The 12,492-nt window shown below is 36.2% G+C and carries 13 protein-coding genes, 1 rRNA gene and 1 pseudogene; 4 read left to right on the forward strand and 11 right to left on the reverse strand.

The annotated features are described in order from the left end of the window. Both BM380_RS11910 and BM380_RS11920 read right to left on the reverse strand, forming a co-directional pair. Positions 1–167: ribosomal RNA gene (locus BM380_RS11910) — 16S ribosomal RNA — on the reverse strand; the annotation flags it as partial. Between the two features lie 614 nt (positions 168–781). Continuing rightward, positions 782–1,639, reverse strand: coding sequence for a tetratricopeptide repeat protein (locus BM380_RS11920; protein WP_090494505.1), 858 nt, complete (start codon positions 1,637–1,639; stop codon positions 782–784). 109 nt (positions 1,640–1,748) lie between these two features. Between BM380_RS11920 and BM380_RS11925 the strand changes: the two genes are divergently transcribed. Next, a complete protein-coding gene (locus BM380_RS11925; protein ID WP_090494507.1) occupies positions 1,749–3,059 on the forward strand; it encodes a M20 metallopeptidase family protein in 1,311 nt (436 codons plus the stop codon). A 28-nt stretch (positions 3,060–3,087) separates the two neighbouring features. On the opposite strand, the pseudogene BM380_RS11930 reads toward BM380_RS11925, so the two are convergent. From BM380_RS11930 to BM380_RS11955, 7 genes and pseudogenes are all read right to left on the reverse strand, one after another. Beyond that, positions 3,088–4,707, reverse strand: a pseudogene (locus BM380_RS11930) (DNA topoisomerase 3); the annotation flags it as partial. Positions 4,708–4,896: 189 nt separating this feature from the next. Then, positions 4,897–5,112 carry a hypothetical protein gene (locus tag BM380_RS11935; protein ID WP_090494509.1) on the reverse strand — a complete coding sequence of 72 codons (216 nt, stop codon included), beginning with the start codon at positions 5,110–5,112 and terminating at the stop codon, positions 4,897–4,899. A gap of 19 nt (positions 5,113–5,131) precedes the next feature. Then, the gene (locus BM380_RS11940) at positions 5,132–5,479 is read right to left on the reverse strand and encodes a hypothetical protein (protein ID WP_090494511.1); all 348 of its coding nucleotides are present in this window, start codon (positions 5,477–5,479) and stop codon (positions 5,132–5,134) included. Between the two features lie 30 nt (positions 5,480–5,509). Beyond that, positions 5,510–5,683 (reverse strand): hypothetical protein, encoded by a 174-nt coding sequence (locus tag BM380_RS18335; RefSeq protein WP_175527464.1) that lies wholly within the window; start codon positions 5,681–5,683, stop codon positions 5,510–5,512. 13 nt (positions 5,684–5,696) lie between these two features. Next, on the reverse strand, positions 5,697–5,999 hold the full coding sequence (locus BM380_RS11945; protein WP_090494513.1) for a hypothetical protein: 303 nt from the start codon (positions 5,997–5,999) through the stop codon (positions 5,697–5,699). A gap of 27 nt (positions 6,000–6,026) precedes the next feature. Next, positions 6,027–6,233, reverse strand: a complete 207-nt coding sequence (locus BM380_RS11950) for a hypothetical protein (protein WP_090494515.1) — start codon at positions 6,231–6,233, stop codon at positions 6,027–6,029. 18 nt (positions 6,234–6,251) lie between these two features. Beyond that, positions 6,252–6,455: a hypothetical protein gene (locus BM380_RS11955; RefSeq protein WP_090494517.1), complete on the reverse strand. Its 204-nt coding sequence runs from the start codon at positions 6,453–6,455 to the stop codon at positions 6,252–6,254. A gap of 328 nt (positions 6,456–6,783) precedes the next feature. Here BM380_RS11955 and BM380_RS11960 point away from each other — a divergent pair, with 328 nt between their 5' ends. Further along, complete coding sequence (locus BM380_RS11960) at positions 6,784–8,088, forward strand: hypothetical protein (protein WP_090494518.1); 1,305 nt, start codon at positions 6,784–6,786, stop codon at positions 8,086–8,088. Positions 8,089–8,390: 302 nt separating this feature from the next. Here BM380_RS11960 and BM380_RS11965 read toward each other — a convergent pair whose 3' ends face one another. Beyond that, entirely contained in the window at positions 8,391–8,924 is a 534-nt protein-coding gene (locus BM380_RS11965) for a hypothetical protein (RefSeq protein ID WP_090494520.1), read from the reverse strand. Between the two features lie 95 nt (positions 8,925–9,019). On the opposite strand from BM380_RS11965, the gene BM380_RS11970 reads away from it, so the two are divergent. Together BM380_RS11970 and BM380_RS11975 are read left to right on the forward strand one after the other, a co-directional pair. Further along, positions 9,020–9,322, forward strand: coding sequence for a helix-turn-helix domain-containing protein (locus BM380_RS11970; protein WP_090494522.1), 303 nt, complete (start codon positions 9,020–9,022; stop codon positions 9,320–9,322). Positions 9,323–9,861: 539 nt separating this feature from the next. After that, positions 9,862–11,718: a retron Ec67 family RNA-directed DNA polymerase/endonuclease gene (locus BM380_RS11975; protein ID WP_254772068.1), complete on the forward strand. Its 1,857-nt coding sequence runs from the start codon at positions 9,862–9,864 to the stop codon at positions 11,716–11,718. A gap of 7 nt (positions 11,719–11,725) precedes the next feature. On the opposite strand, the gene BM380_RS11980 is transcribed toward BM380_RS11975, so the two are convergent. Next, positions 11,726–12,481, reverse strand: a complete 756-nt coding sequence (locus BM380_RS11980) for a metallophosphoesterase (protein WP_139232431.1) — start codon at positions 12,479–12,481, stop codon at positions 11,726–11,728. Between the last annotated feature and the right edge of the window lie 11 nt (positions 12,482–12,492).

A 12,492-nucleotide genomic window follows, 5' to 3' on the forward strand; every position in this document is an offset into this window, starting at 1 on the left:
GCAGTCGTTTCCAACTGTTGTCCCCCACCTCAAGGCATGTTCCCAAGCATTACTCACCCGTCCGCCGCTCGTCAGCAGATAGCAAGCTATCTCTGTTACCGCTCGACTTGCATGTGTTAGGCCTGCCGCCAGCGTTCAATCTGAGCCATGATCAAACTCTTCAATTAAAAAGTTTTATGTCTTTCGACAGCTCAATGAATTCTGAATTTATTTAATATCTTTCGATATTGAATTGACTGTGCTGAATAATTACCGAAGTAACTATTCTGTTGGTCACTCAGTTTCAATTGAGACTCTAAATTTGTTTGCCTCGTTACTTGCTCAATAAAGAGCGAAGTAGCTTGGCTGTTAGAACTCAATCTGTACGAGTGCCCACACAGATGATTGCTTTATATTGTTAAAGAACGTTGCGATTAAAGCGTTTAACTTTATCTCGCTAGGGCTGCACATATTACGCTTTCCTATTTTTTTGTCAACACTTAATTTTGTTAAACTTAAAAGTTTTTGAAACTAAGTTTTACTCGACTAACTAAGTAACTCGTGCCTCGCTAAGCGTTGCCGTCCCCCGTCTCAGTGGGGTCGCATTATAGGGCGAATCGATTTTAACGCAAGCGTTTTTAAAGGCTTTTTTGCATTTAATTTTTACCCCAAAGATACCCCACCTAGACACACACGTTACCCACAAAACCCTGTGGATAACCCTGCATTTATCCTCTTTTTAAATGTAGAAAACAAAAAAGCATCTTTAGTTAGATGCTTTTATAAAGGTTCTAATTAGCCGTTAATATAAAATACTATAGAGCTTGCGGCGATATTTAGCGGCTAATGCATCGCCGTCAGGTAAAGAGGCGATTATTGCTAAGAAGTTTGGTTTGGCTTCATCATAGTTAAGATCCTTTTTAAGGATAGTAAAGAGTGCTTCTAATGCCTCTTCTTTCCTTCCCGCTTCATTTAAAAGGTTACTTAGCTGCATTTGCAAATCAAGTTCATTTGGATGTTTAGCGACTTTTTCTTGAAGTTCTTTTATCTGCGGTGAATCGGTTGCCTCTAATGCGGCCTCACATTTTGCCTTAATATTATTAAAGTATGCATCTTGCTCTTTTACATCTATTGTTTCTATTAACGCAGCGGCTTCATCGAGTTTGTGGATTTGTATACATATATCTGCCAGTACTAATTTAATCCTCGCATTTCGACTATCAAGTTCATACGCTTGTTTGGCATAAGTAAACGCGGCATTTAAGTCGCTATTAATCAGTGCTTGCTTAGCCTGCTCTAATAATAAGTCTTGTTGAGCTGGTAAATGTTTAGATAATGCATCACGAACTTGGCTTTCTGTTTGAGCACCCGCTAATACATCAACTGGAGCTGAGTCTTTTAATAACACTAAAGTAGGTAAGGTTTGCAATCCAACTTGTTGGGCAAGTTGAGAGGCAAGTGCCTGCTCTGCATCGCAGTCTAAGTTTGCGACTACTATATAGTTTCTGTATTCAGCAGCTAACTTATCTAAAATAGCTACTTGGCTAATACACTCTGGGCTTTGTGGAGAAAAAAAGTTAAGTAGTACTAACTTTTGTTGTGATGTTTCACCCAATACTTGCTGAAGGTTTTGTGCGTTAAGACTAACTATATTGCTCATTGAATTATTGCCATGTTCATCTATTTAGGTTTTTATATGGTGATGAAGATAATAATTACAAGTCATCTGTTTAAATCATTTAAATACAATAGAAGGTAGTGAGGGAAATATGAAATTAGCGTATGTAAGTGCATTGTGTTTATTAGTCAGCCCATTATTGAATGCGCAAGCACTTAAGTTGGATCTTGATACCAGCATGCCGGCAATAGAAAAACTTTACTTAGACCTACATCAATCACCTGAATTGTCATATAAGGAAAAGCAAACAGGTAAAAAAATCGCTGAACGACTTCAGAAATTAGGGTTTGACGTAACCGATAATGTAGGTGGCTATGGTGTAGTCGGAATTTACAAAAATGGTCAAGGCCCTACCGTCATGATCAGAACTGATACTGATGGCCTGCCTATAACAGAGCAAACAGGCAAAACTTACGCATCAACTATTACCACAATTAATGATCAAGGTAGTGAAGTTGGCGTTATGCATGGCTGTGGTCATGATATTCATATGAGCTCTTTTATTGGTACTGCTGAGCAATTAATTACGCATAAAAATAAGTGGCAAGGTACTTTAATGATGGTTGCTCAACCCGCTGAAGAAGTAGGCGGTGGTGCAAAAGCAATGCTCAAGGAAGGATTATTTAACAAATACGCTAAACCAGATCATATTATTGCTTTGCATGTAAGCGCTAGCGTTGCTGCGGGTAAAGTGGCAATGAAAAATGAATACACCATGGCCAGTGTTGATTCTGTTGATATTAGTATAAAAGGCAAAGGTGGCCATGGTGCTTACCCGCATACAACTATCGACCCTGTGATCATCGCAGCTCGAACGATACTTGCACTACAAACAATTACTAGTCGTGAGCTTTCTCCACTTGAGCCTTCAGTGATAACGGTGGGTTCCATTCATGGTGGCTCTAAACACAATGTTATTTCTGATGAAGTTAAGTTACAACTTACGCTACGCAGCTACAATCCAGATATACGTAACGCACAAATAGCGGCAATTAAACGTATTACTGCAGGTATAGCACAAAGTGCAGGCCTTGAGGAAACTCTCTACCCTGTAGTGAAAGTTCATGAAGATGAATCAATTCCATCAACTTACAATAACCCAGTACAAACTAACCTTGTTCGAAACGCTATAAAAAGTGCGATAGGTGATGCAAACGTGCTCGAAACAGAAGCGGTAATGGCCGGTGAAGACTTTGGATTATATGGGCGCACCGACGAAAATATTCCTATCACCTTATTTTGGCTAGGTGGCGTTAACCAACAACAGTACGCCAAGGCAATAAAAAATAACGAAACACTGCCCTCGTTACATTCAAGTAAATTTGCGCCTGATTATAAAGTAGCACTGCCTACAGGAATAAAGGCTATGAGTAACGCCGCTGTGGCACTATTCAATCAGTAACCTTCAACGCTATATGTAAGCCCTGCGATTAATTTACCGCAGGGCTTTTTTTATAACTCGACTTTTTATACGGCGCTTTTTTTGTACGTTTGGCAAAGCGCTTTTTAGGTGACGTTTTAGGTAACAGTGCAAATGCCTGACTATTGCAGTTCGCCGCTTGGCTTACAAAATTAGTTAAATCGGCTAATAAAGGTTGTATAAACTGCTGATAACTCATTGCTTGCTGTGCAATATCACCTAAACTCGACTCCCATTTTGCAGTTAAGTCGGGGCTTGATAATCCCTCTGGTAATACACTAATTAATGCCAGACCTGTTTCAGTTGCTTTAATTGCTTTTCCCTCACGTTTTAAAAAGCGACGTTTAAATAACAGCTCAATAATGCCGGCACGCGTTGCTTCTGTACCGAGGCCATCTGTTTCTTTTAATATTTTTTTGATTTGCAGGTCTTTTACATAACGGCTAATTCCCGTCATAGCAGCAAGTAAGGTTGCATCGGTAAAATGAGCCGGAGGAGATGTATGCTTTTGCACCACTTCACCTTTAGTACAAGTAAGTGCCATGCCTTTTTCTAAATAAGGTAATGTAGCTTCTTCTTTAAGTTCCGACTTACCCATGAGCAATTTAAAACCTAAGCTTACATCTTGCTTTGCACTTGCTTTAAATAAACCACCGGCTATGGTTACCTCTACTTTACTTTCGTTGTAAATGTAGTCGGGATAAAACTGAATTAAATAGTGTCGACTTATTAACTGATAAATTTTTGCTTCATCATTGGCTAAACTCACACTTTTTAACTGTTTAGCTGTCGGCACAATGGCGTGATGAGCGGCCACTTTTGCATCATTAAAACATTTACTACGTTGTTTTGCATTTGCCTCATTTACCAGCTCTACTGACTGCCCACCATTTACGGCTATCGCTTTTAAAATAGCAGGTGCATCTTGGTGATGCTCTCTCGGTAAGTAACGGTTATCTGAGCGTGGGTAGGTAATTAATTTATGACGTTCATATAAAACTTGGCAAATATCGAGTACTTTTTGTGCTGGCATCCCAAAAGCTTTAGCAGCATCTATTTGTAAAGCAGATAAGTTATAAGGAAGCGGCGCGGCTTGTTTTTTTTGCTTTTGCTCAAGCGCTGTTACATTTGCGGGCTGATTAGCAATGCGTGAAGTCACATTTTCGGCTAAGGCTTTATTAAGTACTCTGCCCTCTTCATCTTGATATGGTTCGCACGCTTTACTCGGTATCCACTTAGCAGTAAATGATTGCTGCTCAGGTGTAACAAGATGAGCAAGTACTTCATAAAATGGTTTGGATACAAAATTTGCGATTTCATTATCACGATTTACAACTAAACCTAAAATAGGTGTTTGTACTCGCCCAACCGACAACACATTACCAAAGCCCGCTTTTTGCCCAGCTAGCGTATAAGCTCGCGTTAAATTCATACCAAACAACCAATCAGCACGAGACCGCGCTAAAGCAGATACACTCAAAGGGATAAAATCACGGTTAGCCCGCATAGAGTTGAGTGATTTTTTTACCGCAGTTAAGTTTAAATCACTAATCAATAAGCGTTGAATACTTTGCTTTTTGGTTTGACTAATTTTTGTTTGCTCGATTACTTCATCAACCAGTAGCTGACCCTAAGCATCAATGTTACAAGTTATTTTTTATAAAATGTTTAAATAATTGTTTTATATTAACTATTTAAAATTTCATCTTTTTCCTGCTTTTCAAGTTTTTATACAATAAAAAGAGTGAAAAGCAAGCCGTGAACTACGTTAAGTTTCACACTTACAAAATATACTTTAGTTATTCAAACCGCTCCAGAGCTAATCATTAGAGAAAGTTACTTTTGCAAGTTCAATATTTTCAGCAGGTCTCACGCCAAAAATGGATTCACGGACATAGAGGAAGTTAAAAACTTTATCTGTATAAAACGCGCGATTAGCAATATAGTCTTTCTCTAGCAGCTCTTCTAATTCATCTGAGTACTCTATGTCTTTTGTTCGTTCACAATACTCAAGAACGAGTTTAGTTTTGCTCATACCCTGTTTCTCAATATGTTTAATTTGAGTTGTCTGACAATGACTTTACAGCTTTTTTAATAGAGAATGGTCTTACTTCATCATTAGAAAAATGAGTTTTATAACATGGATGTGTTGCCCAGCCTCCATTTACAATACGTTTTTCATACTCAACACTGAAACCAGCAATCAAGCGACCGTTCAACTCATAACCAGGCGAGTTGTTACAGTAACGTTCATAAAGATCTTTTAAAGCGTCGAAAAAATTCCCCTCCTTCATCATACCTTCTGGTAGTAACTCTTTTTTCTGGTTATTGAAAAAATTCACTGCATCGCCTTGTGTATCAAAGTGTTTCCCTGCAATAGTTACTGGCTTGGCTTTACCCATAATTAGATTCTCCTGTATTGTTCCAATGTCCTATTCATCAATATCTTCAGATGATGCTTCGAACTGAATGAATGTATACGGTGGCTCATGGTAAACTTGTGTGATGCTCTGGGGCATCCAATCTCCACCAGTTACAACCTCAGAATCAAAAGGAACAGATTTGTCTATTTCTTGTAGCTGCTTTATTAGTTCGGATAATTTCATTGATCTTTCTCTTTTATAATTGGATCTTACTAACTTCAAATTGAATGTAGGTATAGCCAGTTAAATTAACAGCCTTTGCAGCTTCTCTAGCATCAGTTTTTTTCATAAATAATGGAAGGCCAGCTTTCAGTAAAGTTTTAACACAACGCTCATGCTCAAGAACAACCTTTGTAAAACCACCAAAGGCCATAGATATTCCATTTGTGCTTTCAAGCTCGCCTGCATGAGCAAATCTTAAATCACCAACAATCTCATACTGCTGCGACTGAAAGTTATAAAACTTCAATGCTTTATCTACTTTTATAACCGCCCACATAATTAAATCCCTTTTAGTTTTCAGTGCTTAGTCACTGTTTGTATCTAGCAGTACATAGTTTATGCCATTTGATAAAAAATAATCTAAAAGTGCGTTAACTGGTTTTGTTTTTCTATAAGTTTTTGCATCCGATATGTCAGTTGTTCCTGCGAAGCTTTTACTGCCTCTTTTAATGCTTTTCACATACCAAAACTTGATGCTATCACTTGGAGTAAGAACTTTAATTTTGAACATAGTTATATTCCTATAAAGCTAAGGAGTAAAATCTTCGTCAGAATTTTCTAGCTGAGATAACTTTTTGTTTTTCAGTCTATTGGCTAAATTTTCGTCTTCCTTAAGCTTTTCTATCAATGAGTTAGCTTCTTGCTCTGTTGGCTTTAGCCCTATAGGTACGCCATCAATAAATACAGTGTACTGAAGCGACTCTTCGCTTGCTTTATTTTTACTAAACTCCATGTTTCTTCCACTATTATCTGTTTGTTAATTATTTCACTACCATAAAATCGATTTTAACTTTCTAACGTAAGAAAAGTTGGCGATTTTGATAATTTACGTTTGTAGCACCCAAATATAAAGTTTTCAATCCAACAATCATACTGGTGAGCTTTTCTCTCAATTTTAAAAACAATTATTTTTATATCCTTCCTCTATTGCCAAATATGAGAGCACATCTCATTTTGCATACTGCACAAAATTTTATTGGCGCTCACTTTATTTTTACAATAAAAGAACTAACTTTATAAGCAGTACAAATTTCAAACAGAAAAAATTTAGGATAGTTCAAATGGATTTAATAAAAAGCTCAAACCTAACGCTCGTCACGACATTAATTCTTGTGGGATGCAGTACTCCCCTTGATAAAAACTCTAAAACAGACTCTGAAAGTACGGGGAAGAGTAAAGTTGTTAAAGTACAGTTTTTAGATGTATTACAATTCACTAATATCGAAGAAATTAAAGAGGAAACAGCATCCACAATACCGATGAATGGCTTATATACTCGCTTAAAAATATTACCTATCTATTCACAAAATGATTGTAATGATGATAATTGCGCAAGTACCCCTTACCCTTACTCACAAAGGAGTGGCTTTGCTCGATTTTTTATTAACAAGAAAGTATCCATTAATGCAAACATAATTTTTTCTGCAGGCAATTATAAAAGCACCATCCCGCTAACAACTATTGAAAACATCAGCACATGGAGTGAAGGCAATAGCTGGTTAAGAAGCCTTACTTATTCAAATACCCACGAGCCACTATTTTTAGTCCCAAATGGCACTACTTCAGCAAGCACCACTTTTCGACTTCAATCTGTAGAAGAAAATGCTCCACAGTCCAGCGCTATTTTAGGTTTAGCAGTAAATGCTATTGATCTTGTAGCTCCAACAGCCGGTATTCTTACGAGCATTAATCAAAATGATTTTAAAGCTAAAGCAGCCGCAATAGACTCAACACTTGAAGGCGTCTTTTCAAAAGATTTAAAAGAAGATGTCACATTTTCGATCAATCTTGCAAATTGGTCTGATGAAAGAAAATATTATGCCCAGCTTGAGCTCCCCTTAGAAGGTGAAGGTTGGGACAGTACAGAGAGAGGTGTTGTTGGAAAGTGGGAGATCGCGGCAGAAGCACCTAAACCCAGCATCTTTTACGACATTCATATCTGCCCAGATGGCAAAAAGTTAGGATTAATATGCGAGTCTAATACAGATAAAGCGGTCTCAGCCGTATTTAAACAATTTAAAGCTGCGCCAAAATACGCTGAAGTCTTAGGTAAGCCACTCGGTGCAAAAGATACAGATGAGTTTACCTCTATAAAAAGTATCGTAATACAATTACCAGAAGTATTTAAACTCCAATCTAGTAAATATATTAAAAGTTTAGATCAAGAAAAACTAACTAACATTAATGCTGCATGCGCTGCTATCGCAAACAAAATGCACTCCATAGGCTTATCACAGTTTGATAGCCAGCTAGTAATTTGGTCAACCTTAAATGGCATCCCTAGTATTCCATTAATGCCCAGTGAACTCATTAAGAACAAAGAAAAATTGAAAGCCTGCAAAATCACAATAAACAATCTCAGTTAACGGGGTCAATTCCCCTTAAACCATCAAGTATTAAATCCTGAAAATCAGTTGGGTTCAATGCTCGATAGCTTTCTTGTCTAGCTGTTATAATTTACTGCTCCTTGTAAGTAGTTAACAGAGGAGGCTAATTTAGCGAAGTTAAGAGCTTGACTAACAATACAGTAACACAAGCTTAATTAACCTGTAGATACATCATCTATCTCTAATAGTTTCCTCTTGATGCAAGCTAGTTAAATCAGCCAACGCACTTATTAGATGCATTACTGCGCAAGTTAGGTTGTTTTTTAGAATTTTTAATAACTTTATTCCTCAACCACAGCTTGTTGGATGTTATTCAATGCTGCTAACCTTCCCTTAATTGATAGCAGACGTACTTGCCCTTTTTCCAAAAACACTACTATTGCATCATAGCAGTTAGGGTTTGCTTCTATAAGCCGCTTATACTCTTCGAGCTCACTAACTAATACAGCCATTTCTGACTCATGTGTTTTTATAGCTTCATGAAGCTCATTGTTAAAGCTTTTATCAATAACTTGAGATTGTGAAAGGTTTGTAATCGAGTCATTTGTTACGCTAGTGAATATTGATGTTTTAAATAACGGCGTTTTACTATATTGAGCCCGTTTAGGGCTTGGGTTTTCATCCCTAACTAGCAAACCTTTATTAACCAAGCGCATTACCTGCCTGTAAACAAAGCGCCTAGCCTCATCTGGATTTTTATAAGTATCATTAAGCGCTTGCAAAGTATTGCGCAGTGCAGTGATAGTGAAATGGTTAAAATTTTTTTCTACTAAAAGATGATAGATATCTTCATTGAGCTTAATTGCTTTGATCATTTGGAGTCACCAACAGAACTTAGGATTGCTAAGTATACTAATATAAGTAAAACTTAGACAATCTAAGTTATTCAGGTGAACAAGATGAAAGCTAAGTGTCTAAACCAAACCCTATTCCAATCAGGCTTAAAGAAGCTCGTAAGCGAGCGAACATGACTCAAAAAGAATTAGGTATTCGTATTGGCATGGATCAAAGTTCAGCAAGTAGCAGGATGAACCATTACGAAAAAGACAGGCACACTCCTGACATACAAACATTACAGCGCATGGCTGATGAACTAAAAGTACCTTTGAATTATCTATTTTGTGATAGTGCAGAGTCAGCTGAACTTGCCTGCTTAATAAGCAATCTATCAACTGAAGAAAAGAAAAAATTAATTAAGCTGCTAAGTAAATAAGTACACTTAACTTCTAAAATTTTATACTTTTGCTTTATAAGACGCATTATATCGGTTAGATAGTCCAAAATAATTGCCAGAATACAGCTGCACTTGGGATTAATTATTTTTGGGTGAGTTTGATAGAAGGCGAGTTTTTACATTATGTTGACCACTTAAAGCGTAAAAACGATAATTCAATAAAAATTACTACAATTAGAACGCCTCACATTATACCCAAGCCATAATTGACTATGATTACTAATCAACATTATGGTTCTGTTTTTTTGTATTTAAAACCATGTAACTCATTGTATTAAGATTCTTTAATGTGTTTTATCTCCAAATTTATCACCTTTGGGTTATGCCTAAAAAACTATAAACATAAACCTGTATTTATGTTAGTTTATATTCTGGTTTATGGGCAGATTTTTGGTCGCGTCTCGCGATCTGTGAAAAAATTGTTCGAAAGAACTGCCTATTAGTAGATTATCATCATTATGAGGCTACCTGACGAAAGTGCCTAGGAGTGCCCATAAACCACTATTGAAAAGGAATTAATGTTGAGTAGGCTCAAGAATTTAAAGGGTGCAGTAACTAAGCCTCAATTGGCTGCTATTTTGAATGTAAGCCCTGTTTTTCTTACAAAGTGTTTGTATATTATTAAGCCTGAGAACCAATATCATCACTTTGAAATAAACAAAAAATCAGGTGGTAAAAGAAAAATAACAGCCCCAAATGAAGATCTCAAAAGTCTTCAATCAAAACTATCTGAGTTATTGATGGACTGTATTGATGAGATAAATGCATCAAAATACCCGAAATCACAGTTAGCATCTCCCAAAAAAAACACCTCAAAGAAAAATGATTCTTCCGCTGAGGTTTTGAAAGTTAAAATTTCAAATGCAGCTATGAAACAACCCTCATTGTCACATGGCTTTACGCGGCAACGTTCTATATTGACTAACGCAATTATGCATTTAGGACAAAAGAATGTGTTAAATATTGATCTTGAAAACTTTTTCGATTCTTTTAACTTTGGTCGTGTAAGAGGTTTTTTTATAAAAAATAAAAATTTTGAGTTATCACCATCTATTGCAACAGTAATTGCCCAAATAGCTTGCTACAAAAATACGTTACCTCAGGGGAGTCCATGCTCTCCCGTAATCACCAACTTGATCACACATCATTTAGATATTCGCTTGGCTTCATTAGCTAACAGATACAAATGCACATATACGCGTTATGCCGATGATATTACTTTTTCAACTAGATTATCCGTGTTTCCGCCGGAAATAATGTGTGATGAGCTCAATGGGTTTGTTGCAGGAAAAAGACTTAAAAGAGCGATTAAGCATGCAGGATTTTGTATTAATGAAAGAAAAACTCGCATTCAATATAAGAATTCTAGACAAGAAGTGACAGGTTTAATTGTCAACAAAAAACCAAGTGTGAAAAAAGAATATTGGCGTACAGCAAGAGCCAAATGTAATTCATTATTTAATAAAGGTCATTTTACTACAGAGAAAGGTGGAAAGTTAGTTGAAGGTAATATCAATGAGCTTGAGGGACAGCTTAACTTTATAGATCAAGTTGATCATTACAATCGAATGAGACAAAAGCCCCCATTAATTCCAGAGTACTCTCTTAAGAGCTACGGTAAGCGTACAAATGGTTTATTATCAGGAAGAGAGGTCGTTTTTAGTAAATTTTTATTTTACAGATTATTTTATGCTAATGAAAAGCCAACTATATTGTGTGAAGGTAAGACCGATAATATCTATTTGAAGTCTGCAATTAATAAGCTACATGATCAATATAAACAATTAGTTAAAACAGATGGGGACCAGTATGAGTTACTAATTAGATTTGTAGAATATTCGAAAAGAACAAGGTTTTTATTAGAGCTTTATGGAGGAGCTGATTATCTAAGAGGTTTTATCGATACATATGCAGTAAAAAGTAAGGTTTTTAAAGCACCAAAGCCACAAAATCCAGTAATTATTTTTATAGATAATGATGATGGGCCTAAACAAATAGAGAATTTATTACAATCTAAAAGTTTTAATAAAAAGACAACTTTGCTCCCTAGTACTTTAGACCCTAAAAAAGACGTAAGAAAAGCTGAATTTATACATGTTATTAATAATCTATATGTCGTTTTTACACCGCGAGGAGTCAATGATGAGGACACTGATATTGAATACTTTTTTGGAGACGATGCTAGACTAAAAAAACATACAAATGGACTGTTCTTTAATTCCATCCATAATCGGGACGAATCGAAAGACCTCAGTAAGGACGCATTTGCAAACCATATAATTAAAGCCCAAAAAAAACATATCAGTTTTAATGGACTCATTCCTTTATTAAACCGTATTGTAAATGTAATAAATCATTACAACTCTATAAAGTGATTGGATTTCAACCATCTATTGAAATATATTTTGGCTCATAACCTAAAGAATGTAGTTTTAGGTGTTTTTCACTTACTTCACATATGCTTAAGTGAGGTGAGTAAATGCTTTCATTTGGAGGAGAGCCCGCGCCAGTATCAAGGAATAATTGATTACCAAGTAAAACAGGAAGAGCGACACTAGTATGACCTGAAATTATTAGCTTAGCTCCTTTTGTATAAAATACTAACTTGTTCTTTATAATGTTTCTTCCCCACAGTGCTTGATGTAAAAGCTCTTTATCTAATTCACTTATATCTTCCTTGGGCCAAGTTCTAAAAGGGTACTCAGCATGTATAATACCGACAAGCCCTATATGGGTATTAACAGTTAAAGTTAGTTTCATATTATTTACTATTAACTGCCTTGATAAGATCTTTTCTTCATCTGTAATGGAGTGAAACCAGCTCCCGCCATTTTTTTTCCAGATCATGTTTTTATATAAATTATCATCATCATATTCCAACAAAAAAAGTTCATGGTTACCTAATACAGAAAAAAACCAATCTTGATTTAAAAGCTTCAAGCATTTGAGGGAGTCGCTCCCTCGATCAATTAAATCTCCAGTTGCAAACAATCTATCACTAGAGAAATTAAAGTTAATTTGTTTAAGTAATTGTTGTAGCTCTTTAAACTCGCCATGTAGATCACCAACAAAAAAATCACTCCCTCTTTTGTTTTTGGGAAAATACTCATGACATCGTACTGGAGGGCTCGTATACATAAAGATACTCA

The sequence above is a fragment of the Pseudoalteromonas sp. DSM 26666 genome, from assembly GCF_900116475.1.
GTDB classification, from domain to species: Bacteria; Pseudomonadota; Gammaproteobacteria; order Enterobacterales; family Alteromonadaceae; genus Pseudoalteromonas; species Pseudoalteromonas tetraodonis.

Coding starts and splice junctions, on each gene's coding strand:
- BM380_RS11920 (WP_090494505.1), bottom strand. CDS start 1,639: ATGAGCAATATAGTTAGTCTTAACGCACAAAACCTTCAGCAAGTATTG.
- BM380_RS11925 (WP_090494507.1), top strand. CDS start 1,749: ATGAAATTAGCGTATGTAAGTGCATTGTGTTTATTAGTCAGCCCATTA.
- BM380_RS11935 (WP_090494509.1), bottom strand. CDS start 5,112: ATGAGCAAAACTAAACTCGTTCTTGAGTATTGTGAACGAACAAAAGAC.
- BM380_RS11940 (WP_090494511.1), bottom strand. CDS start 5,479: ATGGGTAAAGCCAAGCCAGTAACTATTGCAGGGAAACACTTTGATACA.
- BM380_RS18335 (WP_175527464.1), bottom strand. CDS start 5,683: ATGAAATTATCCGAACTAATAAAGCAGCTACAAGAAATAGACAAATCT.
- BM380_RS11945 (WP_090494513.1), bottom strand. CDS start 5,999: ATGTGGGCGGTTATAAAAGTAGATAAAGCATTGAAGTTTTATAACTTT.
- BM380_RS11950 (WP_090494515.1), bottom strand. CDS start 6,233: ATGTTCAAAATTAAAGTTCTTACTCCAAGTGATAGCATCAAGTTTTGG.
- BM380_RS11955 (WP_090494517.1), bottom strand. CDS start 6,455: ATGGAGTTTAGTAAAAATAAAGCAAGCGAAGAGTCGCTTCAGTACACT.
- BM380_RS11960 (WP_090494518.1), top strand. CDS start 6,784: ATGGATTTAATAAAAAGCTCAAACCTAACGCTCGTCACGACATTAATT.
- BM380_RS11965 (WP_090494520.1), bottom strand. CDS start 8,924: ATGATCAAAGCAATTAAGCTCAATGAAGATATCTATCATCTTTTAGTA.
- BM380_RS11975 (WP_254772068.1), top strand. CDS start 9,862: ATGTTGAGTAGGCTCAAGAATTTAAAGGGTGCAGTAACTAAGCCTCAA.
- BM380_RS11980 (WP_139232431.1), bottom strand. CDS start 12,481: ATGTATACGAGCCCTCCAGTACGATGTCATGAGTATTTTCCCAAAAAC.